At 74.7% G+C, this 21,209-nt stretch carries 21 protein-coding genes; 9 read left to right on the top strand and 12 right to left on the bottom strand.

All coding sequences use genetic code 11. The annotated features are described in order from the left end of the window. The coding region (locus E4P43_RS17820; protein WP_167759172.1) for an integrase core domain-containing protein at window positions 1-120 on the top strand (120 nt) is incomplete at its 5' end. 103 nt (window positions 121-223) lie between these two features. On the opposite strand, the gene E4P43_RS17825 is transcribed toward E4P43_RS17820, so the two are convergent. Together E4P43_RS17825 and E4P43_RS17830 are read right to left on the bottom strand one after the other, a co-directional pair. Beyond that, window positions 224-832 (bottom strand): Pr6Pr family membrane protein, encoded by a 609-nt coding sequence (locus E4P43_RS17825; protein WP_135146862.1) that lies wholly within the window; start codon window positions 830-832, stop codon window positions 224-226. Between the two features lie 143 nt (window positions 833-975). Then, entirely contained in the window at window positions 976-1,824 is an 849-nt protein-coding gene (locus tag E4P43_RS17830) for an SDR family oxidoreductase (protein WP_135146863.1), read from the bottom strand. Window positions 1,825-1,900: 76 nt separating this feature from the next. Here E4P43_RS17830 and E4P43_RS17835 point away from each other — a divergent pair, with 76 nt between their 5' ends. Further along, window positions 1,901-2,914 carry an iron-containing redox enzyme family protein gene (locus tag E4P43_RS17835; protein WP_135146864.1) on the top strand — a complete coding sequence of 338 codons (1,014 nt, stop codon included), beginning with the start codon at window positions 1,901-1,903 and terminating at the stop codon, window positions 2,912-2,914. Here E4P43_RS17835 and E4P43_RS17840 read toward each other — a convergent pair. Then, the gene (locus E4P43_RS17840; RefSeq protein ID WP_135146865.1) at window positions 2,887-3,780 is read right to left on the bottom strand and encodes a bile acid:sodium symporter family protein; all 894 of its coding nucleotides are present in this window, start codon (window positions 3,778-3,780) and stop codon (window positions 2,887-2,889) included. The two genes, E4P43_RS17835 and E4P43_RS17840, sit on opposite strands and share 28 nt — an antisense overlap. Before the next feature lie 195 nt (window positions 3,781-3,975). Between E4P43_RS17840 and E4P43_RS17845 the strand changes: the two genes are divergently transcribed. Continuing rightward, the gene (locus E4P43_RS17845; protein ID WP_135146866.1) at window positions 3,976-5,526 is read left to right on the top strand and encodes a methyl-accepting chemotaxis protein; all 1,551 of its coding nucleotides are present in this window, start codon (window positions 3,976-3,978) and stop codon (window positions 5,524-5,526) included. 21 nt (window positions 5,527-5,547) lie between these two features. On the opposite strand, the gene E4P43_RS17850 is transcribed toward E4P43_RS17845, so the two are convergent. The 5 genes from E4P43_RS17850 to E4P43_RS17870 all read right to left on the bottom strand — a co-directional run bounded on the left by E4P43_RS17850 (window position 5,548) and on the right by E4P43_RS17870 (window position 12,103). Further along, the gene (locus E4P43_RS17850; protein ID WP_245159225.1) at window positions 5,548-5,877 is read right to left on the bottom strand and encodes a CDGSH iron-sulfur domain-containing protein; all 330 of its coding nucleotides are present in this window, start codon (window positions 5,875-5,877) and stop codon (window positions 5,548-5,550) included. Window positions 5,878-5,950: 73 nt separating this feature from the next. Beyond that, window positions 5,951-6,763, bottom strand: a complete 813-nt coding sequence (locus tag E4P43_RS17855) for an aquaporin (protein ID WP_135146867.1) — start codon at window positions 6,761-6,763, stop codon at window positions 5,951-5,953. A 137-nt stretch (window positions 6,764-6,900) separates the two neighbouring features. Beyond that, on the bottom strand, window positions 6,901-9,999 hold the full coding sequence (locus E4P43_RS17860) for a bifunctional [glutamine synthetase] adenylyltransferase/[glutamine synthetase]-adenylyl-L-tyrosine phosphorylase (protein ID WP_135146868.1): 3,099 nt from the start codon (window positions 9,997-9,999) through the stop codon (window positions 6,901-6,903). Continuing rightward, a complete protein-coding gene (locus E4P43_RS17865; RefSeq protein ID WP_135146869.1) occupies window positions 9,996-10,727 on the bottom strand; it encodes a type 1 glutamine amidotransferase in 732 nt (243 codons plus the stop codon). Before E4P43_RS17865 ends, E4P43_RS17860 begins: the two co-directional genes overlap by 4 nt. A 35-nt stretch (window positions 10,728-10,762) precedes the next feature. Further along, complete coding sequence (locus E4P43_RS17870; RefSeq protein ID WP_135146870.1) at window positions 10,763-12,103, bottom strand: glutamine synthetase family protein; 1,341 nt, start codon at window positions 12,101-12,103, stop codon at window positions 10,763-10,765. 143 nt (window positions 12,104-12,246) lie between these two features. Here E4P43_RS17870 and E4P43_RS17875 point away from each other — a divergent pair, with 143 nt between their 5' ends. The 3 genes from E4P43_RS17875 to panB are packed head-to-tail and all read left to right on the top strand — an operon-like array spanning window position 12,247 to window position 15,451. After that, window positions 12,247-12,729: a GNAT family N-acetyltransferase gene (locus E4P43_RS17875; RefSeq protein ID WP_135146871.1), complete on the top strand. Its 483-nt coding sequence runs from the start codon at window positions 12,247-12,249 to the stop codon at window positions 12,727-12,729. A gap of 59 nt (window positions 12,730-12,788) precedes the next feature. Next, entirely contained in the window at window positions 12,789-14,624 is a 1,836-nt protein-coding gene (locus tag E4P43_RS17880) for an NAD+ synthase (protein ID WP_209313951.1), read from the top strand. After that, a complete protein-coding gene (gene panB / locus E4P43_RS17885) occupies window positions 14,621-15,451 on the top strand; it encodes a 3-methyl-2-oxobutanoate hydroxymethyltransferase (RefSeq protein WP_135146872.1) in 831 nt (276 codons plus the stop codon). Before E4P43_RS17880 ends, panB begins: the two co-directional genes overlap by 4 nt. Before the next feature lie 88 nt (window positions 15,452-15,539). On the opposite strand, the gene npdG is transcribed toward panB, so the two are convergent. Beyond that, a complete protein-coding gene (npdG, locus tag E4P43_RS17890) occupies window positions 15,540-16,235 on the bottom strand; it encodes an NADPH-dependent F420 reductase (RefSeq protein WP_135146873.1) in 696 nt (231 codons plus the stop codon). 73 nt (window positions 16,236-16,308) lie between these two features. Continuing rightward, window positions 16,309-16,491 (bottom strand): hypothetical protein, encoded by a 183-nt coding sequence (locus tag E4P43_RS17895; protein ID WP_135146874.1) that lies wholly within the window; start codon window positions 16,489-16,491, stop codon window positions 16,309-16,311. Window positions 16,492-16,611: 120 nt separating this feature from the next. Between E4P43_RS17895 and E4P43_RS17900 the strand changes: the two genes are divergently transcribed. Then, a complete protein-coding gene (locus tag E4P43_RS17900) occupies window positions 16,612-17,727 on the top strand; it encodes a GGDEF domain-containing protein (protein WP_245159226.1) in 1,116 nt (371 codons plus the stop codon). A gap of 85 nt (window positions 17,728-17,812) precedes the next feature. Continuing rightward, window positions 17,813-19,102: a M24 family metallopeptidase gene (locus E4P43_RS17905; protein WP_135146875.1), complete on the top strand. Its 1,290-nt coding sequence runs from the start codon at window positions 17,813-17,815 to the stop codon at window positions 19,100-19,102. A gap of 25 nt (window positions 19,103-19,127) precedes the next feature. Here the strand turns inward: E4P43_RS17905 and E4P43_RS17910 are convergent, their stop codons facing one another. Continuing rightward, a complete protein-coding gene (locus tag E4P43_RS17910) occupies window positions 19,128-19,556 on the bottom strand; it encodes a ChaB family protein (protein ID WP_135146876.1) in 429 nt (142 codons plus the stop codon). A gap of 50 nt (window positions 19,557-19,606) precedes the next feature. Next, complete coding sequence (locus E4P43_RS17915; RefSeq protein WP_245159227.1) at window positions 19,607-20,506, bottom strand: alpha/beta hydrolase; 900 nt, start codon at window positions 20,504-20,506, stop codon at window positions 19,607-19,609. A gap of 26 nt (window positions 20,507-20,532) precedes the next feature. Here E4P43_RS17915 and E4P43_RS17920 point away from each other — a divergent pair, with 26 nt between their 5' ends. Continuing rightward, window positions 20,533-21,081, top strand: a complete 549-nt coding sequence (locus E4P43_RS17920; protein WP_167759234.1) for a DUF4240 domain-containing protein — start codon at window positions 20,533-20,535, stop codon at window positions 21,079-21,081. Window positions 21,082-21,209: the final 128 nt, after the last annotated feature.

Genomic DNA, 21,209 nt, shown 5'->3' on the forward strand with positions numbered 1-21,209 from the left:
GCCTGGACCAGTAACGCCCAGCGCACCGCCGCCCTGGACAGCTGGCTGGAGCACTACAACACTGCCCGCAGCCACTCCGCCCTCGGAGGCCGCCCACCGATCAGCCGCCTCGCCGCGTGAACAACCTGTCTGGTCGCTACAGCTAGGCCAGCGGCTCCACCACGGCCCAGTGGTTGTCGTCGACCCGCCGGACGACGACGTCCCCGGGCTCCAGCGGCACCGGTCAGGCCGTCGGGACCGGCGAGCCGGTGCGCCCGGCCGCGGACGCCGTCGCCGGGAGCCGGCGGTCGACGGACCGGAAGAGCAGGAGGAACGCCAGCGCCAGCAGGACGACCCCGGCGAGGTTGCGCAGCGCGACCCCGTAGCCGTGCGCGGCGACGTCCATGAAGTCGTAGGGGTACCAGCCGGTGACGGTGCCCTGGGCGAGGATCCAGGCGATCCAGGCGACCGGCCAGAGCAGGGCCCGCCCCACCACCAGCGGGGTGATCCGCGGGCGGGGACCGAAGAGCAGCCAGCCGAGCACGGTCATCACCGGGGAGACGTAGTGCTCGCCCGTGTTGGTCCAGGCGTTGAGCCCCTGCGGGTCGTACAGCGGGGCCAGCACGACGGCGTAGACGATCCCGGTGATCGTGATGCCGAGCAGCGAGGCGAGGCGGACCACCCGCCACAGCGGGCCGTCGTGGGCCGGGTCGCGCACCAGCGGCAGCACGGCGGCGAGCACCAGCAGGTTGCTCTGCACGGTGAAGTAGCTGAAGAACCGCACGAGGCGCTCGACGATGCCCAGCGACGGGTCCCGCGGGTCGACCAGGTGCAGCACGAGCTCGGTGCCCACCGAGAGCGCGACGGACCGCGGCCAGGACCGCCCACCACGCGCTCGCGGCGGTCCGAGGGGCTTGCACGTCAGGTGTCGTCCCGGTCACGCCGGGATCATGCCAAGCCGAGCGTCGCGGCCGGCGCAGGTTCCCCCGGTCGTGGTCACGGGCGGACGCGCCGCTCGACCGTGCGCGCGGCCAGCCGGCGGATCGTGCCGGCCCGGCGGGACAGGACGGCGTCGAGGGCCCGGTTGACGGGCGTGACCTCCCCGAGCCGGGCGACGCCGGACCAGCGCGGGACGCCGACGGTCCGGGACCGCGCGGAGCCCAGGCAGTCGACGATCCGCTCGGCCACCCGGTCGGGGGCGATCCCGCGGGACAGCCGGCCCCGGGCGTCGGCGTCCGAGACCGGCGGCTGCCCGTGCCCGCGGGCCAGCCACTCGGTGGACACGAAGAACGGGTTCACGGAGTGCACCCGGACGCCCCGGGCGGTGACCTCCCGGCGCAGGCCCTTGAGGAAGCCGTCGAGGCCCGCCTTGGTCGCGGAGTAGACGGTCAGCGGCGGCACCTGCGACCAGGCGGCCACCGAGGAGACCGCGACGACGTCGGCACGACCGTGCTGCTCCGCCGTCGCCAGCAGCTGCGGCAGCAGCAGCCGGGTGAGCTGCACGACGCCGGTGAGGTTCGTGGCGACGACGGCCTCGACCGCCTCCGCCGGGGTGTCCTCGACCAGGCCGGCCCAGGCCAGCCCCGCGTTGTGCACCACCGCGTCGATACGCCCGTGCTCCTCCAGCGCCCGCTGCACGAGGGTGTCGCGACCGGCCGCCTCGGCGACGTCGGCCACCACCGCGGAGACCCCCGGGAGACCGTCGACGGCCTCCGCGAGCCGGTCCCCGTGGCGGGCGCAGGTGACCACGCGGGCACCCTCCCGCGCCAGGCGGTGGACGGTGGCCCGGCCGATGCCGGCGCTGCCACCGGTGACCAGGACGACGCGCTCGGGGCCGGGGCTCATGGCGACGTCCTACCCCCGGGGGACATCACAACCCTCCGGTGCATCGATTCCGCCGTGGCGGGGCAAGACGATGATCATGCGCCTGCCCGAGCCACGGGGCCCCCTCAGCGATGCCCTCGCCAGCGACCTCGCCACCCGGTCGTCCCTGTCCGCGACGACCCTCGACCGCGCCGAGCGCGTGGCCGCGGCGCCGTCCGGAGCACTCACCGACGACGACCTGCAGCTCAGCCTGGCGATCGCCTACGAGCTGCACTACCGCGGCTTCGACGGGGTCTCCGAGGACTGGGAGTGGGACCCGGAGCTGCTGCGCGTGCGGGCGGGCCTGGAGCGGCGGCACCTCGCCGCGCTGCGGCAGCTGGTCGGGCCGCTGTCGGTCACCGACGAGCCGATCGACCGGCAGATCACCGCGCTCATCGACGCCGACGACAGCCCGTCGCTGTCGGCCTTCATGGCCAAGCGGGGCACGCTGGACCAGTGGCGGGAGTACCTGACCCTGCGCTCGGTCTACCACCTCAAGGAGGCCGACCCGCACACCTTCGCCATCCCCCGGCTCTCCGGGCGGACGAAGGCGGCGATGGTCGAGATCCAGGCCGACGAGTACGGCGGCGGCTCGGCGGCACGCATGCACAGCGAGCTGTTCGCCGGCCTGATGCGGGACCTGGACCTCGACGCCGGGTACGGCGCCCTGTGGGACACCGCGCCCGCGGCCGCCTTCGCCTCGGTGAACACCATGTCGTTCTTCGGGCTGCACCGGCGCTGGCGGGGAGCGGCCCTGGGCCACCTGGCGGCGGTCGAGATGACCTCGTCCGAGCCCAGCCGCCGCTACTCCTCGGGGCTGCGGCGCCTGGGCTACGACGAGCGGACGACGGTGTTCTACGACGAGCACGTGGAGGCCGACGCGGTGCACGAGCAGATCGCCTCGGTGGACATGTGCGGCTCGCTGATCGCCGGCGAGCCCGACCTGGCGGCCGACGTGCTGTTCGGCGCGGCCGCCTCCCTGGCGATGGACGGGCTGGCCGCCCGCCACCTGCTGGGCGCCTGGGAGGCCGGCCGCTCCGGGCTCTACCGCGACCGCGCGCTCGCCGCCTGACCCACCTCGACCTCGGCGTTCCTGGTGAAGAGCCAGCCGAAGACGGCCGCCAGCGGGAACATCAGCACGCCGTAGACCGCGGCGGGCACCGCCAGCTCCACGCTGCCCAGCACGCTGACGGCGACCGCGATGGCGAGGGTGCTGTTGTGGATGCCGATCTCGAAGGCGCTGGCGGTCGCCTGGCGGTGGGCCACCCCGAGCAGCCGCGGGACGGCGAACCCGACCGTCAGGCTGAGCAGGCAGAACACCACGGCGGGCAGGCCGATCTGCCGCAGGTACTCCCCGATCCGGTCCTGCTCGGCGAGCATGGTCCCGACGATCACCAGGGCGAGGACGACCGCCGACAGGATGCGCACCGGCTTGTCCATCCGGTCGGCGAAGGGCGCCGAGCGCCTGCGCACAAGCATGCCCAGGGCCACCGGCACCAGCACGACGGCGAAGACCTGCAGCGTCTTGCCGAACTGCAGACCCAGCGAACCGCTGTCAGCCGGGTCGAAGTACTGGATGGCGATGTTGGTGACGACGGGCAGCGTGACCACCGCGATCACGGAGTTCACCGCGGTCAGCGTGATGTTGAGGGCGACGTCGCCGCGGAACAGGTGGCTGAAGAGGTTCGCCGTGGTGCCGCCAGGCGACGCCGCCAGCAGCAGCATCCCGACGGCGAGCAGCGGCGGGAGGTCGAAGGCCAGGACGACGCCGAAGCACAGGACCGGGAGCACCAGCAGCTGGAGGGCCAGCGCGACGAGCACGACCTTCGGGCGGCGCCCGATCGCCGTGAAGTCCTGCGGCGTCAGCGACAGGCCGAGGCCGAACATGACGACGGCGAGAGCCAGCGGCAGGGCGACGCTGGTGAGCGCGGAATCCATCGGACCTCCGATCGGGGACGCCGGTCGGCGTCCCGGAGATCATGGGGGACGAAGGTCACAATCGGAAGCCGCCGGTTCGTCGAGCCGCGCGTGGGGGCCACCCATATACGGCTCAACATCGGCTCGTTGTCAGCCGAAACCACCACGCGAGCGAACCGGCACGGACGTCGGGTCGCCACGACGGGGAGGACGCCGATGCGCTGGCGCGAGAGCGGACGGACGACGGCGACGCCGGTCGAGCAGCCGAGGGACGTCGAGGCCCTGGAGCGGGTGATCGAGGCGCTCGACGACACCGTGACCACCGAGCTCGAGGCGCACCGCCGCATCATGCGGGTGCTCGTCGACGCGCTGGGCCTCACGTACGGCGCCGCCTGGCTGCCCGACGGTCACGGCGGCTTCGTGCTGGCCGTCACCGAGGGCGAGGCCGCCGGCGCCATGGCCGCCCGGTGGACGCCCGGCGAGGCCATGGTCGAGGGCGCCGGCTACGGCGGCGAGGCGCTGCGTCGCCGGACCACCGTGCTCATGGACGACGCCACGCCCACCGGCAGCTGCCTGCGCTGGGCGGCGGCGCGGTCGGCGGGCGCGAACCAGGGGTGCTTCCTGCCCGTCGTCGAGGGCAACCGCGTCACCGCGGTCCTCGAGTACTACAGCAGCAGCCAGCTGCCGTTCTTCGGTGGCCGCGCGCAGAAGTGGGAGGCTCTCGGCCGGCTGATCGCCCACTCCCGGCGCAGCGTGCTGGCCGCCGCCCAGCTGCGGGAAAGCCTGGACGACCGGAACGCCGTCACCGACGTCGTGGCCAAGGTCGGCGAGGCGGTGGACGAGCCCACCGCGCTCCAGGTCGCCCTGGACTCGGTCCGCGAGGCGTTCGGCTGGGCCTACGGCTCGTTCTGGGCGCTGGACCCGGCGGACAACCTGCTGAAGTTCCAGCGGGAGTCCGGCTCCGCGGGCGAGGAGTTCCGCAAGGTCACCCTGGCCGCCAGCTTCGCCGAGGGCGTCGGCCTCTCCGGCCGGGCCTGGCGGGCCCGCGACCTGGTCTTCGTGCGCGACCTCGCGCAGGTGACCGACTGCGTCCGCGCGCCGGCGGCCCAGCGGGCCGGCGTCAAGTCCGGCGTCTGCTTCCCGGTCATCAGCGACGGCAGGGTCGTCGGGACGATGGACTTCTTCGTCACCGAGACCATCGACCTGTCCGACTCCCGCGGCTCGGCGCTGCGCAACGTGCAGCAGCTGGTCTCCCAGCGGCTGGACATCCTCCGCCGCGCGGAGGCCGACGCGGCGAACTCCCGGGAGCTCCTGGAGACCGTCTCGCGGCTGCGCGAGGCCGCCGACGACGCCGGCCGGGTGGCCGACAGCGCGGTGGGCAAGGCCTCGTCCATGACGACGGAGGTGCAGGCGCTGGCCAGCGCCTCGGCCGCCGTCGGCGACGTCATCCGGATCATCTCCACCATCGCCGACCAGACCAACCTGCTCGCGCTGAACGCCACCATCGAGGCGGCCCGCGCGGGCGAGTCCGGCAAGGGCTTCGCGGTGGTCGCCAACGAGGTGAAGGAGCTCGCCCGCGAGACCGCCGAGGCCACCAGCAAGGTGTCCGAGCAGATCGCCGGCATCCAGGCCAGCACCCAGTCGGTGTCCGACGGCATCCACGCGACCAGCGAGGTCATCGGCCAGCTCGACGTCGTCCAGGCCCGCATCGGGGAGATCCTCGAGGAGCAGGTGCGGATGGCCCGCGCGTTCGAGTCGACGCGCTGACCGCCTCGGCCCGCTGCGCGCTCAGCCCTCCTGGCGGAGCTGCGCGGCGGGCCGCGGCCGGCTCGGCGCGCTCGGCGCGGAGAAGCCGGCCCGCTTGTGCGAGCCGTCGCAGAACGGCTTGATCCCGGACTTCCCGCACCGGCACAGGGCGATGGTCCCCCGGCCGGGGTCGATCTCGGCGCCGTCCTGGTCGACCAGGCGGAAGTCCCCGCGCACGATCAGCGGACCGTCGCGGTAGGGCGTGATCGTGGTCCCGCTCCCCTGCCCACCGGCGGGGTCCTCGGGCAGGTCGGCGTCGAAGCGTCCGCCCGCGGACGGGTCGCCGGCATCGTCGGTCAGCGGTGGTGGCACGGCTCCACTCTGCCCGGCGGGCGCGACGGGCACACCCACCGGGCGGTGGTGCCCCCCGCCCGGGTGTACCGGGTCAGGTGCGGGCGTGCCGGCGGTCGCCGTCCGCCCGGGCCACGCCGTCCCCGGACGCGTCGCTGTCCGGGAGCTGCGCGCCGGTCTCGTCGACGACGGCGGTGCCGGCCGCTGCCCGCGCCGCGTCGTCGGTGACCAGCGGGACGGCGAGCAGCCGGGTGACGGCCACCGCGAGCACCGCCCCCACCAGCGGCGCCACGACGAACAGCCACACGTGGGCCAGGGGGTCCCCGCCGGCGAAGAGCGCCGGGCCGAGGGACCGGGCCGGGTTGACCGAGGTCCCGGTGAGCGGGATCCCGACCAGGTGCACCGCGGTGAGCGTGAGCCCGATGGCCAGCCCCGCGAAGCCCGGTGAGGCCGCGCGGCCGGTGACCAGCAGCACCACGGTGACCAGCACGAAGGTCAGCAGGGCCTCGAGGACGAATGCCCCACCGGCGCTGATGGCCGGGCCCCAGTCGTTGGCCCCCAGCGCCCCGGTCTGGTCCTCCACGTCCCCGAAGCCACTGGTCAGCAGCGCGAGCAGGGCCGCGCCGGCGATGCCGCCGGCGAACTGGGCGACCCAGTAGGCCGCGGCCTCGGTGGCGGTCATCCCGCGGGAGAGCAGCACGCCCAGCGTCACCGCCGGGTTGATGTGGCACCCCGAGACGGGGCCGATGGCGTAGGCGAGCGCGAGCAGCACGAAGCCGAACGCGATGGCCACGCCCAGCGCGCCGATGGCGTCGAGGCCCGCGACGGCGGACCCGACGGCGAGGAAGACGAGCAGCGCGGTGCCGAGGAACTCGGCGGCGAGGGAGCGGACGAGCGCGGGTGTCATGAGCGATCTCCTCAGACCACAGGCCGTCCCCGTGCGTCGCCCTGCTGCGACGCGGCACGGCTGCCCCAGTCTGGTCACGGCGACGCGCGACACGCCAGTTCCTGCTCCGGTTGTTCCCGGAAATTCACGCGGAAATCTCACGCGGCGGGCGGCCGCCCGAAGAAAACCTGCTCGACGACGCTCCGGGCGTGCCGCGTGGTCCGCCGGTAGTCGTCCACGAACTGGCCGGGGTCCTGGTCGGGGCCGTAGCCGCACGCGCGGGCGACGCCGGCCAGCTCCAGCCCCGGGCGCGGCAGCTGGTCGCTGGGGCGGCCACGGACGAGGAAGATGGCGTTGCGCGCACGGGTGGCCAGCTCCCAGGACTCCCGCAGCGCGGCGGCCTGCTCGGCCTCCAGGTGGCCGGCGGCGGCCAGCGCGTCCAGCGCGCCCACCGTCGAGGCGACCCGCAGCCCCTCGGTGGCCGCGGCGTGCTGGAGCTGCAGCAGCTGGACGGTCCACTCGACGTCGGCCAGACCCCCGCGGCCCAGCTTGGTGTGCGTGGCCGGGTCCGCGCCGCGGGGCAGCCGCTCGCGCTCCACCCGGGCCTTGATCCGGCGGATCTCGGCGACCTGCTCGGCGGTGAGGCCCGCGGCCGGGTAGCGGATCGGGTCGACCAGCGCCACGAACTCCGCGCCGAGCGCCTCGTCCCCGGCCACCGGCACCGCGCGCAGCAGCGCCTGCACCTCCCAGACCGACACCCACCGCTCGTAGTACTCGCGGAAGGCCGACAGGCTGCGCACCAGCGCCCCCTGCCGACCCTCGGGGCGCAGGTCGGCGTCGACCTCGAACGCGGGGTCGGGCGCGGGCTCGGACAGCAGCCGACGCAGGGTGTGGGCGACGGCGTTGGCCGCCGCCGAGGCCCGCGTCTCGTCGGCGCCCGCCCGCGGCCGGTGCACGAAGAGCACGTCGGCGTCGGACCCGAAGCCCATCTCGCCGCCACCGAGGCGGCCCATGCCGATGACCGCCAGGTCCACGGGCATGTCGGCGACGTCGATCCCCGCCTCGGCGGCGTGGGCGCGCAGGGCGACGTCCAGACCGGCGCGCAGGGTGGCGACGGCGACGTCGGTGAGCGCCTGCCCGACCCGGTGCACGTCGAGCCGGCCCAGCAGGTCGGCCGCGGCGATCCGCAGCAGCTCCTGGCGGCGCAGCCCCCGGACCACGCGGATCCCCGCCTGCGGGTCGGCCGCCCGGCCGGCGGCGGCCCGCCACGCGTTGGCGAGCGTGGTCGCGCTGCGCGGCTCCAGCTCGGCGTCGTCGGCGAGCAGCCTGAGCGCCTCGGGGGTGCGCGTGAGCAGCGAGGCCACGTACTGGCTGGAGCCCAGCAGCTGGGCCAGCCGCTCGACGACCTGGCCCTCGTCGCGCAGCAGCCGCAGGTACCACTGGTTGCCGCCCAGTGCCTCGCTCACCTGCCGGTAGGCCAGCAGGCCGGCGTCCGGGTTCGGGCAGGCGGCGAAGGTCTGCAGCAGGACCGGCAGCAGGTACTTCTGCATGGACGCCGACCGCGAGACGCCACCGGTCAGCGCGGCCAGGTGCCGCAGGGCGCCGTCGGCGTCGGCGAAGCCCAGCGCCCGCAGCCAGTCGCCGGCGGCCTTGGAGCCCAGCTGCAGGTGCTCCCCGGGTACGCGGGCCACCGCGGACAGCAGCGGCCGGTAGAAGAGCTTCTCGTGCAGCCGCCGGACCTCGCGGGTGTGCAGCGCCACCTCGGCCCGCAGCACGTCGACGGCGTCCCCGCGGTGGTCGGGCTTGTAGCCCAGCGACCGGGCCAGCCAGCGCAGCTGCTGCTCGTCGGTGGGCAGCAGGTGGGTCCGGCGCAGGCGGAGCAGCTGCAGCCGGTGCTCCACCGTGCGCAGGAACCGGTAGGAGGAGATGAGGGTCGCGGCGTCGTCGCGGCCGACGTACCCGCCGGCCGACAGCGCCATGAGCGCCGGCAGCGTCCCACCGACGCGGAGCCGCTCGTCGGCCCGGCCGTGCACCATCTGCAGCAGCTGGACGGCGAACTCGACGTCGCGCAGCCCGCCGCGGCCGAGCTTGAGCTCCCGGTCGGCCTGCGCGGGCGGGATGTTGGCCTCCACCCGCCGGCGCATCGCCTGCACCTCGGCGACGAAGCCGGGCCGGTCGCCGGCCTTCCAGACCAGCGGCCAGAGCTCCTCGACGTAGGCCCGCCCCAGGTCCGGGTCGCCGGCCACCGGGCGCATCTTCAGCAGCGCCTGGAACTCCCAGGTGTCGGCCCACTGGGCGTAGTAGGCGGCGTGCCCGGCGACGGTGCGGACCAGGGCGCCGGCCTTGCCCTCGGGGCGCAGCGCGGCGTCGACCTCCCACGCCGCCTCGTGGCAGATCCGCATGAGCGCGGCGGCGACCCGGGTGGCGCTGGCCAGCGCGGCCGCCTCGGCGTCGGAGGGGTCCACCGCCTCGGCCACGAACACGACGTCGACGTCGCTGACGTAGTTCAGCTCGCGGCCACCGGCCTTGCCCAGCCCGATGACGCTCAGCCGGCAGGCGGCGGCGTCGGCCGGCTGCTCCGCGACCGCGATCGCCAGCCCGGCGGTGAGCACGGCGGCGGCGATGTCGGCGAGCTCGACGGCGACCTCGTCGGCGGCGAGGCCGTCGCCCAGGTCCCGGCCGGCCAGGGAGAGGACCGCCCGCCGGTAGGCCAGCCGCAGGGCGCCCACGCGCTCGGGCCCGGCGTCGGGTGCGCCCCTGCCGAGCCGCACGCCCCACGGGGGGTCGTCGGGGTCCGCGCCGACCGCGGCCAGCATCTGGCGCTCCAGCGCGTTCGGCGTGGGGCGGGAGGGGCCGTGCCGGTCGTCGTCGAGCACCTCCCAGTCCAGCGGGTTCGCGGCCAGGTGGTCGGCCAGCCCGGAGCTGGCGCCGAGGACGGACACCAGCCGGGCCCGCAGGTGGCCCGGGCCGCGCAGCCGGGCCAGCAGCGCCGCCGCGGCCCCGCCGTCGGGGTCCTCGCCGTCGAGCGCCTCGACCAGCCGGTGCAGGGAGCGGACGGCGAGGTCGGGGTCGCCGGCGCGGGCCAGCGCGGCCACGACCGGCCCGGCCTCGGGGTCCGCGGGCTCGTTGCGCTCGAGGTCCCACAGGCCGAGCGCGGGGTCCGACAGCAGCCGCGCGGCCTTCTCGCCGTCGCCGAAGCCGAAGCGGACCAGGCGGACGATGGCCCGCCGCGGGACCTCCGGGAGGGCCGCGGTCACGCGGTGGCCCCGGCCCGTGCCCGCACCAGGTCGGCGAACCGGCCGGCGAAGGGCTGCCAGATCTCGGCGAGGTCGTCGTGCGCGGCGGCCGCGCGCAGGCAGAGGGTCTCCAGGTCCAGCGGGCTGGCGGCCACGCCCACCGGGTCGCTCTCGGCCCAGGCGCGCACCATCTCCGGCGTCGTCTCGATGTGGAACTGCAGGGCGTAGACGTGCCGCCCGACGCGGTAGGCCTGGTGCGGGTAGTGCGGGTTGCTCGCCAGGAGCGTCGCACCGGCCGGCAGCCGGCTGATCTCGTCGTGGTGCCACTGGACGACGTCGGGCGAGAGCGGCAGCGGGCCGAAGACCGGGTCCCGGTCCGCGGCGTCCCGCTTGGCCACCAGGGTGGCGCCCACCTCCGGGCCGTCGACGCCGACGCGGGTGCTGCCCCCGCCCACCTGGGCGAGCAGCTGGGCGCCGAGGCAGACGGCGAGGGTGGGCAGGTCGGCGTCGACCGCCTCGCGCAGCAGGTGCCGGACCCCCACGAGCTCGGGGCTGGTCACCTCGTCGTCCATCGAGGACTGCGGGCCGCCCAGCACGAGCAGGCCGTCGAAGCCCTCGAGCGAGCCCGGGAGCTGCTCGCCGAGGCCCAGGCGGCGCTCGTCGAGCTCCAGCCCGGCCGCGCGCAGCCACTCCCCCAGCCGCGCGGGCGGGTCGGTCTCGCTCGGGACGACGACGAGCAGGCGGGCCATGTCCGCAGCGTAGTGAGGCGGACCGCCGGCTCCCGCTACAGGCCGGGGAGGTAGCGCCGGAGCTCGAAGGGCGTCACGTTCTGCCGGTAGGAGTTGAACTCCTCCCACTTGTTGCGGAGGAAGAACTCGAACACGTGCTCGCCCAGGGTCTCGGCGACCAGCTCGCTGCTCTGCATCGCGGTCAGCGCCTCGCCCAGGCTCACCGGGAGGTCCTCGTACCCGGCCGCGCGCCGCTCGGTGTCGGTCAGCGACCAGACGTCGTCCTCGGCCTCCGGCGGCAGCTCGTAGCCCTTCTCGATGCCCCGCAGCCCGGCGGCGAGCAGGACGGCGAAGGTCAGGTACGGGTTGCACGCGGAGTCCGGCGACCGGACCTCGACCCGGGCCGACTGCGCCTTGCTGGGCTTGTAGCTGGGCAGGCGGACCAGCGCGGAGCGGTTCGCCCGGCCCCACGTGGCCGCCGTCGGCGCCTCGGTGCCGGCCAGCAGCCGCCGGTAGGAGTTCACCGTCTGGTTGGTGATCGCGGTGACCTCGCGGGCGTGGGTCAGCAGCCCGGCGATGAACTGCTTGCCGGTCGTCGACAGCCGCATCGGGTCGGCCGGGTCGTGGAAGGCGTTGCGGTCGCCCTCGAACAGCGAGAGGTGGGTGTGCATCGCCGAGCCGGCCAGCTCGGTGAACGGCTTGGGCATGAAGGTGGCGTGCACCCCCTGGGCCAGCGCGACCTCGCGGACGACGTGCCGCAGGGTCATGATGTTGTCCGCCATCGACAGGGCGTCGGCGTAGCGCAGGTCGATCTCCTGCTGGCCGGGCGCGACCTCGTGGTGGCTGAACTCCACCGAGATGCCCATCGCCTCCAGCGCGAAGACCGCCTCGCGGCGGAAGTCGTGGGCCACGTTGTGCGTGGAGAGGTCGAAGTAGCCGCCGGTGTCGGCCGGCTGCGGCGGGGTGCCGTCGGTCGGCAGGTCCTTGAGCAGGAAGAACTCGATCTCGGGGTGCGTGTAGAAGGTGAACCCCATGTCGGCGGCCTTGCCGAGCGCCCGGCGCAGCACGTGCCGCGGGTCGGCCCAGGACGGCGAGCCGTCGGGCAGCGTGATGTCGCAGAACATCCGCGCCGTGTCGCTGGCGCGCCCCTCGCGTGCGGGCATCACCTGGAAGGTGCCCGGGTCGGGCTTGGCGAGCATGTCGGACTCGTAGACGCGGGCGAAGCCCTCGATGGCCGAGCCGTCGAAGCCGATGCCCTCGGCGAACGCCGCCTCGATCTCGGCCGGGGCCACCGCGACGGCCTTCAGGTAGCCGGAGACGTCGGTGAACCACAGCCGCACGAAGCGGATGTCGCGCTCTTCCAGGGTGCGCAGGACGAACTCCTGCTGTCGGTCCATGCCCGCCATGATCCAGTCCGCTCGTTTCGGGAGTGTGACGTCGGCGCAAGCCTGCCCCCTCCGGGCGATTCGCACACGGTCCGCGCTGCCCGCGGCCGCTCGTGTCGCACCCGCCCGGCCGTCCGTGGCGCAGGACCACCCGCGTGCCCTCCGATGCCGATGCGACCCGCGTCCACCGCGCCGGGGTTCCCGACGCCGCCGAGCTGTTCTCCCTGGTGCAGGCCCTGGCCGCCGAGAACGGCGACGCCGTGCCCGACGCCGGGACGCTCGAGGGGTGGCAGCGGGTGCTCGGCCGCCCCGAGGCCGTCGTCCTCCTGGCACGCCGCGACGGCGCCGCGGTGGGGTACGTCTCCGCGGTCCGCAAGCTGCACCTGTGGCTGGGGCGCGACGTCCTCGCCCTCGACGACCTGTTCGTGCGGGCGGGGCACCGCGACGCGGGGCTCGGCCGACTGCTGATGGCGGAGCTGGCGAGGCTGGCCACGGCCGAGGACCTGGTCGTGCGGTGGGAGATGCGCGAGGACAACGTCGCCGCCCAGCGCTTCTACGAGCGGCTGGGAGCCCGGCTGCGCCGCAAGGTCGTGGCCTCGTGGGGTCCCGAGGCCCAGCGCCGCTTCCTCGGCTCCTGACCTCCCGCGCACCGCCCCCCGCCTGGCCGGACGCCCCGGCGGGCGACCAGACTGACGGCGTGAGCGATCAGCAGCCGGTGCAGTTGCGGGTGTCCCTGGCCCAGGTCGACACCCGCGTGGGCGACCTCGCGGGCAACAGCGACCTCGTCGTCCGGTGGGCGGGGAAGGCCGCGGAGGCGGGCGCGCACCTCGTCGTCTTCCCGGAGATGACGCTGACCGGCTACCCGCCGGAGGACCTGGTGCTGCGCGAGTCCTTCGCCCGCGCCAGCGAGCACGCCCTGGTCGACCTCGCCGCCCGGCTCGCGGCCGAGGGGCTGGGCGACCTGGCCGTCGTCGTCGGGTACCTGGCGCACACCGAGGGCAGCGGCCCCGCGCCGGTCGACGCGAGCCCGACCGACGACGACCGGCCCAGCGACGCCAACCCGCGCCGCGGCGCCCCGCGCAACGCCGCCGCCCTGCTGCACGGCGGCGACGTCGTCGTCCGCTACTACAAGCGGCACCTGCCCAACTACGGCGTCTTCGACGAGGCGCGCTACTTCGTGCCCGGCACCGAGCTGCCGGTCGTGCGGCTGCACGGGGTCGACGTCGCGCTGACCGTGTGCGAGGACCTGTGGGTCGAGGGCGGGCCGTGCGGCGTCGCCGGCGAGGCCGGCGTCGACCTCGTCGTCTCCCCCAACGCCTCGCCCTACGAGCGCGCCAAGGACGACCTGCGGCTGCCGCTCGTGCGCCGCCGGGCGGCGGAGGCCCGGGCGGCGGTCCTCTACTGCAACCAGGTCGGCGGGCAGGACGAGCTGGTCTTCGACGGCGACTCCATGGCCGTCTCCCCGACCGGCGAGCTGCTGGCCCGCGCACCCCAGTTCGTCGAGCACCTGCTGACCGTGGACCTGGCGCTGGACCCGGCCTCGGTGCCGCAGCGGCGCGAGGGCCGGGTCGGGCCCATGACCGTCACCCGCCACGTGCTGAGCGAGGACCCGGTGCCGGCGTTCGAGCCGCGCCCGGCCACCGTCGTGGACCCGCTCAGCGACTGCGAGGAGGTCTGGCGGGCGCTCGTCCTCGGCCTCAAGGACTTCATCGACAAGAACGGCATGCCCTCGGTCGTGCTCGGCATGTCCGGCGGCATCGACTCCGCCCTGGTCGCCGCGCTCGCCGTCGACGCCCTCGGCGCCGACCGGGTCCACGGGGTCGGGCTGCCCTCGAAGTGGTCCAGCGACCACTCGCTCACCGACGCCGAGGACTCGGCGAGGCGCCTGGGCATGCACTACTCGGTCGTGCCGATCGCGCCCATGGTCGAGGCCTACGAGAAGTCGGTCGAGCTCTCCGGGGTCGCGGCGGAGAACCTGCAGGCCCGCGTCCGCGGCACCCTGCTCATGGGGCTGTCCAACCAGCACGGCCACCTGCTGCTGGCGACGTCGAACAAGAGCGAGGTCGCCGTCGGCTACTCCACGCTCTACGGCGACGCCGCCGGTGGGTTCGCCCCCATCAAGGACGTGCCGAAGACGCTGGTCTGGGAGCTGGCCCGCTGGCGCAACGCCTGGGCCCGGGAGCGCGGCGAGACCGAGCCGATCCCCGCGAGCTCGATCGAGAAGCCGCCGTCGGCGGAGCTGGCGCCCGGGCAGCAGGACAGCGACTCGCTGCCCTCCTACGACCAGCTCGACGCGGTCATCGCCGACTACGTCGACCGCGACCTCGGCATGGCCCAGCTGCTGGAGCGCGGCCACGACGCCGAGGTGGTGGCGCGGGTCCTCCGGCTGGTGGACGCCGCCGAGTTCAAGCGCCGGCAGTCGGCCCCGGGGACCAAGATCAGCCTCAAGGCGTTCGGCCGCGACCGGCGGCTGCCCATCACCAACCGCTGGCGGGAGACCCTCCCCACGGTCCGCGAAGGAGCGGCGCAGTGACTGAATCGGTGCTGTACGGCGGCACGTCCAGCGCGCGGGTGCGCATCCACCACCTGCAGCAGGCCAAGGCCCGCGGCGAGAAGTGGGCGATGCTCACCGCCTACGACACCTACAGCGCGGCCATCTTCGAGAAGGCCGGCATCCCGGTCATGCTCGTCGGCGACTCGGCGGGCAACGTGGTCATGGGCCACAGCAGCACGGTGCCGGTCACCGTCGAGGACATCCTCTTCCTGACCAAGGCCGTCACCCGGTCCACCTCGCGGGCGCTGATCGTGGCCGACCTGCCCTTCGGCTCCTACGAGTCCGGCCCGCAGCAGGCCTTCGACAACGCCGTGCGGCTCATGAAGGAGGGCGGCGCGCAGGCGGTCAAGCTGGAGGGCGGCGTCCGCGTGGCCCCGCAGATCCGGCTGCTCAGCGAGTCCGGCATCCCGGTCATGGCGCACATCGGCTTCACGCCGCAGAGCGAGCACGCCCTGGGCGGGTTCCGGGTGCAGGGCCGCGGGGCCGGCGCCGAGCAGCTGCTGGCCGACGCCCACGCGGTGCAGGAGGCCGGCGCGTTCGCCGTCGTCCTGGAGATGGTGCCGGCCGCGATCGCCGCGAAGGTGACCCAAGAGCTGTCCATCCCCACGGTCGGCATCGGCGCCGGGGTGGACTGCGACGCCCAGGTGCTGGTCTGGCCCGACATGGCCGGGCTCAACGGCGGACGGGTGCCGAAGTTCGTGAAGAAGTACGCCGACGTCCGGGCCGAGCTGCTGCGCGCGGCGCAGGAGTTCGCCGACGACGTCCGCGGCGGCGCCTTCCCCGGCCCCGAGCACTCCTTCGAGTAGACGCCCTGGGCGCGGCGATGTGCGCGGAGGGCGGGCCCCTACCCCGGGAACCCGCCCTCCGCGCACATCGCCCCCGGTGGGGAGCGCCTCAGACGTCGGTGATGCGGACCCCGGCGTGCACCTTGTACCGGCGGTTGACCGAGACCAGGTTGATCGTGAGGGCCTCGACCTGGCGTGCGTTGCGCAGCCGGCCGGCGTAGATGCCGCGCATGCCGGGCAGCCGGCCGGCGAGCGCCTGGACGGTGTCCATCGACGCGCGGTCGTCGCCGACGACCATCACGTCGCCCTCCAGCGTGGGCCTGGACAGGTCCTCGAGCAGCTTGGCCGACAGGTGGTGGAACGCGCCGACCACGTGCGAGTCGGGCAGCAGCGCGGCCGCCTGCTGCGCGACGCTGCCCTCCTCGACGTCGAGCACGTAGGCGCCCAGCTCGTCGAAGCCCATCGGCACCACGCAGTCGACGACGATCTTCCCGGCGAGCGGCGTGGCCAGCTCGGCGAGGGTGGCGGCGTGCCCGGCGAAGGGGACGGCGACGATCACCAGGTCCGCGGCACCGGCGACGTCGACGTTGGAGCCGCCGGTCACCGACACCTCGACGTCCCCGGCGACGGTGGCGGCCCGCTCGGCCACCTCGGCCGCGACCTCGGCGGCGCGGTCGGCGTCGCGGGAGCCGAGCAGCACCCGCTGGCCCTGCGCGGCCAGCCGGACGGCGAGCCCGCGCCCCTGCGGGCCGGTGCCGCCCAGCACCCCGACGACCAGTTCCTCGACCGCGCGACCGTCCGTCACGTCCACCCCTCCCGCGGCGCCGGAGAGTCCGGGCGCTCGGCCACGATCATGCCCCGCCGGGCCGGGACGACGGTCAGTCGCCCTTCCACTCGCGGTCCTGCGCGTCGATCTGCTCGTTGCGCTCGGCGAGGGACTGCAGCCCGCGCTCGGCCTCCTCGCGGGTCGCGTACGGCCCGAGCCGGTGCTTCTCCGCGCATCCCTCGCGCGGCTCCACGGTGTGGTGCTTGAGGCAGAAGAACCACGGTCCGTCGGCCATCAGCCACCTCCTTCGCTCGTCGTCGCCCCAGCCTTCCACCCCGCCCCCGCCGCCGCCCGCGCTGGGCACACCGCGCGCGGACCTCCCCCGGAACCGCCCGTCCTGCGGCATCCTGCGCCGGTGACCAGCGCCGACACCAGCACGCCGGGACACCGGGACGAGGCCGGCGACGACGAGCTGCCCGCCCCCGAGAGCCGGCTGGCCGCCCTGACCCTCGCCGCGCTGCTGGTCACCGGCGGGCTCATGGGCTCGGTCAACCTGCTCGTCGACGGGGTCCTGCGCGAGGGCGCGGGGCGCTGGGCCTACGGCGCCACCATGGTCACCCTGCTGGTCCTCGGGGCCTCGATCGCGGCCCGCGGCCGGGTCCGCCCTCAGCACACCTTCGCGCTGGTGCTGGTGGGCGACCTCATCTACCTCGTCGTCGTCCTGTGCATCGAGGACCCGGCGCACTACGCCACCCCGCTGATGCTGCTGTTCCCGGCGCTGGTGGCGGGGTGGTTCCTCGAGGTCCGGCAGCTCTACGTGCACATGGTGGTCATCGCCGCGGTGTGCCTGGCGGCGCTGTGGCCGAGCTACGACAGCCCCGTGGGCCTGGCCGTGCAGGTCGGCGTCAGCGCCGTCACCCTCGACGCCGCGTCGCTGGTCGTCTCCCTGCTGCGGCGGCGGGTGCAGCGGCTGCTCGCCGCCACCGAGGTCCTCACCCGCCTGGACCCGCTGACCGGGCTGTCCAACCGGCGCTACCTCGTGGAGCAGGCGCCCCGGATCTGGCGGCAGGCGCGGCGCGACGGCACCCGGGTGGCCGCCCTGGTCCTCGACCTCGACCACTTCAAGCGGCTCAACGACCAGTTCGGGCACGCCGCGGGTGACCGCGTGCTCGGCACGGTCGCCCGGGCGCTGCAGGCCACGGTCCGGCCCGCGGACGTGCTCGCGCGCACCGGCGGCGAGGAGCTGGTCGTGCTCGGCCTGGTCGCCGACGCCGCCGCGCAGCAGCTGGCCGAGCGGCTGCGGGCAGCTGTCGCCGACGGCCGGACCGACGACGGGTACGGCGTGACCGCCTCCGTGGGCCTGGCGGTGGCCCGGCCCGAGGACGGCGAGGACGCGGTGGCCGCGCTGTGGCGGCTGGTCGACCGGGCCGACGCCGCGATGTACGAGGCCAAGCGCCGCGGCCGCGACCGGGTCGCCGTCGCCGCTGTGCCGCGGGCCCGTGCGCCGCACCCGGAGGAGACGACCGCCTGAGACGCCTGCACCGGGTCGCCCGACCGGAGGACCCGCGCCAGCGTCTCGACCGGTGAGGTCGCCGGTTCTCTGCTTCCCTAGACGCATGTCGCTCGTCGCGCCGGACCCGCTGCGGACGGTGCCGCTCCCACTGCGGGAGCAGGCCGACGTGCGCGACCGGTGGCTGAGCCAGCGGCTGCTCGACGTCCTCCCGGGTCTCATGGACCGCGCGGGCATCGACCTGTGGATCGTCGCCGGCCGGGAGGGCAACGAGGACCCGGTGATGGCCACCCTCCTGCCCTCGGCCTGGCTGGCCGCGCGCCGGCGCACGATCCTCGTCCTGCACCGCAGCGACGACGGCGTCACGCCGGCCGCCGTCTCCCGGTACCCGGTCGGCCAGTTCCTGCCCGCGTGGACCCCCGACGCCGCCACCGGCCCGGACGGCCAGTGGGCCGAGGTGCGCCGGTTCGTGGAGCAGGCCGACCCCCGCCGCATCGGGATCGACGTCTCCGCGGACTTCGCGCTGGCCGACGGGCTGTCGCACACCGAGCACGGGCTGCTGACCGAGGCGCTCGCGCGGTGGGCCGACCGGCTGGTGCCCGCCGAGGAGCTGGCCGTCGGCTGGCTGGAGACACGGCTGCCGGAGGAGATCGCAGCGCTGCACGGGCTCAACCGGCTGGTGCACGACGTCGTCGCCGAGGCCTTCTCCGTGGTCAGCGTCGGCGAGACGACGGCGCTGGACCTGGCCTGGTGGATCCGGCAGCGGCTGCACGACCTCGGCGTCGACCCCTGGTTCCAGCCGTCGGTGCTGCTGCAGCGGGCCGGGGTGCCGCTGGCCGAGGAGCAGGGCGCGCTGCTGCCGGCCGTGCGCTTCGACGCGGTGATCGAGCCGGGCGACCTCGTGCACTGCGACGTGGGGCTGAGCTCCCTGGGCCTGTGCACGGACAACCAGCGCAACGGCTACGTGCTGCGGCCCGGGGAGACGTCCGCGCCGGAGGGGCTGCGGGCCGCCATGCGGGCGGCGAACCGGCTGCAGGAGCTGACGACGGCGGCCCTCGTCCCCGGCCGCACCGGCAACGAGGTGCTCGCGGCGGCGCGGGCGGCGGCGGCCGCCGAGGGCATCGACGGGGACGTGTACTCCCACCCCGTCGGCTACCACGGCCACGGCGCGGGCCCGGCCATCGGCCAGTGGGACGACCAGACGGGGGTGCTGGGCGCCGGGGACTACCCGGTGCACGAGGACACCGTGCTCGCCCTCGAGCTCGCGGTGCGCCGGCCGGTCCCCGAGTGGGGCGGTCAGTGCGTGCGGCTGGGCCTGGAGGAGGGCATCGCGGTGACCGGGGACGGCGTGGAGTTCCTGGGCGGTCGGCAGACGGAGTTCGTCCTCATCGGCTGACCGCGCCGTCCCCGGTCACGCGGGGTCACTTCTTGCGCGCAGCGGCGGTCTTCTTGTCGTTCGCCTTCTGGATGGCGTCGACCAGCTCCTTCTTCTTCATTTTCGACCGGCCCGAGACGTCCAGCTTCTTGGCCAGCGCCAGCAGGTGCTCCTTGGTGGCGTTGGCGTCGACGCCACCCTTGGTCCCCTTGCCGGTACCGCGACCGCCCGCGGCCTGCGCGTCGGAGGGCCCCTTCCTGCCGCCCTCCTTCTTCTCCCAGTGGTCGCCCACCTTCTCGAAGGAGTGCTTGACCGCGGCCCAGGCCGTCCGGTTCGCGCGCTCCTCGTCGTCGTACTCCTCGACCGCCGAGTCGTAGGCCTTGGTGAACGTGCGCTGGGCCTTCTTCTCCGACCGGCGCAGCGTGCTGGGCAGCTCCGACTGCTTCGCGTCGCCCTTCTTGGTGGTCTTCGGCATCGCCGTCTCCTCTCGGTCGGGGACGGCCCTACCCAGGGCGGCGGAGATGATCACATCGCGAGGAAGGGCCGCAGGGCCGCGACCAGCTCGTCCGGCGCCTCCTCGGCCACGTGGTGACCGCTGTCGATCGGCCCACCCCCGCGCAGGTCCGTGCTCCAGTGCGCCCAGATCTCCCGTGGGTCGCCGTGCAGCTCCTCGAGGTCGTCGCGGGAGGACCACAGCACGAGCGTGGGGCAGCCGACCTTCCGCCCTGCCGCACGGTCGGCCTCCTCGGCGGCCCGGTCCACGCCCAGGCCGGCCCGGTAGTCCTCGAGCATCGCGAGCCGGGTCCGCGGGTCCCGGATCGCGGCCAGGAAGTCGGCGTGGTTCTCCTCCCCCATCGCCTCGGCCCGCCCGGGCCCCAGCGCCCCGTACCAGGCCTCGGGGTCGACGCCGATGGCCCGCTCGGGCTTCTCGGGCTGGGCGAAGAAGAACCAGTGCCACCACGCGGTGGCGAACCTGGCGTCGGCGCGGTCCAGGTGCTCCACGATAGGGATGCAGTCGACGACGGCGAGGTGCGTGACCGCTCCGGGGTGGTCCAGGGCGGTCCGCAGCGCCACGTAGCTGCCCCGGTCGTGCCCGACGACGGCGAACCGCTCGTGGCCCAGGCCGCGCATCAGCGCGACGACGTCACCGGCCAGGGCGCGCTTGGAGTACGGCGCGTGGTCCGCGGTCGTCGGGGGCTTCGAGGAGCGGCCGTAGCCGCGCAGGTCGGGGCAGACAACCGTGCGGCCGGCCGCGGCCAGCTGCGGCGCGACGCGGTGCCAGGTGGTGTGCGTGCGCGGGTGCCCGTGCAGCAGGACGACCGGCGGCCCCTCCCCGCCGACGCGGTACCGCAGCTCGATGCCCTCCCCGACCGCTGCCCGGCCCTCGGAGATCCCGTCGAAGAAGCCCACGCCCCTGTCTAGCACCCGGCCGCACCGCTAGGTTCCCGCCCGTGGACACGAACGCCTTTTGGGCCCTGGTCGAGGACACCCGGGCCGAGGCCCTCGAGGCCGCGCCGGACTCGGTGGTCGAGCAGCACGTCGAGACGCTCACCGAGGCCCTCGAGGAGCTCTCCGACGACGAGGTCCGCGCCTTCTACCGTCAGCTGATGGCCGTCCGGGCCCGCGCGAACACCTGGGACCTCTGGGCGGCCGCCTACCTCGCGCTCGGCGGGGCCAGCGACGACAGCTTCCTGGACTTCCGCAACTGGCTGATCAGCCACGGCCGGGACACCTACGAGCGGGTGCTCGCCTCCCCCGACGAGCTGGCCGACCTCGAGTGGGACGAGGACGAGAACGACTTCGGCGCCGCCGAGGCGTGGGCCTACGCGCCGCTGGAGGTGCTGGAGGAGCGGGGGTTCGACGAGGAGGAGATGGACCCCGGCCCCGAGGACGTCGACGACCAGTTCGGCGAGCCCACCGGCGAGCCGTTCCCCGAGGACGACGACGAGTGGTTCGCCCGCCGGTTCCCGCGGCTCTGGGCGAGGTACGGCGAGGCCTAGCTGTACTGACCGGAGACGTTGGTCGAGGAGTTGTGACGACGGGATCTGAGTAGGTCTTGTTCGGGGAGGACCTCCGGGCGTGGAGTGGAGCTGCTGAAGGCCCCATTCCACGAAGCACCGGAGGTCCT

Source organism: Blastococcus sp. TF02A-35 (assembly GCF_004571075.1).
Lineage (GTDB): Bacteria > Actinomycetota > Actinomycetes > Mycobacteriales > Geodermatophilaceae > Blastococcus.

Bases quoted from the DNA above. Each gene is read 5' to 3' on its own strand.
- E4P43_RS17830 (WP_135146863.1), bottom strand. From the start codon at position 1,824: ATGAGCCCCGGCCCCGAGCGCGTCGTCCTGGTCACCGGTGGCAGCGCC.
- E4P43_RS17835 (WP_135146864.1), top strand. From the start codon at position 1,901: ATGCGCCTGCCCGAGCCACGGGGCCCCCTCAGCGATGCCCTCGCCAGC.
- E4P43_RS17840 (WP_135146865.1), bottom strand. From the start codon at position 3,780: ATGGATTCCGCGCTCACCAGCGTCGCCCTGCCGCTGGCTCTCGCCGTC.
- E4P43_RS17845 (WP_135146866.1), top strand. From the start codon at position 3,976: ATGCGCTGGCGCGAGAGCGGACGGACGACGGCGACGCCGGTCGAGCAG.
- E4P43_RS17855 (WP_135146867.1), bottom strand. From the start codon at position 6,763: ATGACACCCGCGCTCGTCCGCTCCCTCGCCGCCGAGTTCCTCGGCACC.
- E4P43_RS17865 (WP_135146869.1), bottom strand. From the start codon at position 10,727: ATGGCCCGCCTGCTCGTCGTCGTCCCGAGCGAGACCGACCCGCCCGCG.
- E4P43_RS17870 (WP_135146870.1), bottom strand. From the start codon at position 12,103: ATGGACCGACAGCAGGAGTTCGTCCTGCGCACCCTGGAAGAGCGCGAC.
- E4P43_RS17895 (WP_135146874.1), bottom strand. From the start codon at position 16,491: ATGGCCGACGGACCGTGGTTCTTCTGCCTCAAGCACCACACCGTGGAG.
- E4P43_RS17905 (WP_135146875.1), top strand. From the start codon at position 17,813: ATGTCGCTCGTCGCGCCGGACCCGCTGCGGACGGTGCCGCTCCCACTG.
- E4P43_RS17910 (WP_135146876.1), bottom strand. From the start codon at position 19,556: ATGCCGAAGACCACCAAGAAGGGCGACGCGAAGCAGTCGGAGCTGCCC.